Raw genomic sequence first — 304 nt, forward strand, 5'->3', positions numbered from 1 at the left:
TTGATGCTCTTTGTATATCTCAAACGCTCTCTCCCTGTCCGGTTCTGCTCTTCTCGGCATCACCCTCCCTCCCTTTTCGGGGATAAAAAACCCCGAAGGCTCATATTTTTTCGGTATCTTATGGCCGCTTTAAAATTTCACCTTCTAAGACCAAAACTCTCCCTTCTGTTTTAGTCTCTATAATATCAACACAAGTAAGACTAATAAAACCATCTTTCTCTAACTCTTTTGCAAACTTAATTCTTTGTTGTTCTGCATATTCTGAAGGCATTTTACTCTTGATATGAAATTTGCTGCTATCACC

General features: G+C 38.8%; 1 protein-coding gene. It reads right to left on the reverse strand.

Features of this window, described 5'->3' with window-relative positions; all coding sequences use genetic code 11:
- Nucleotides 1-118: 118 nt before the first annotated feature.
- A partial coding sequence (locus tag UUA_RS20155; protein WP_238533067.1) for a hypothetical protein occupies nucleotides 119-304 on the reverse strand: 186 nt, incomplete at its 5' end.

It is taken from the genome of Rhodanobacter thiooxydans LCS2, assembly GCF_000264375.1.
Taxonomy (GTDB): domain Bacteria; phylum Pseudomonadota; class Gammaproteobacteria; order Xanthomonadales; family Rhodanobacteraceae; genus Rhodanobacter; species Rhodanobacter thiooxydans.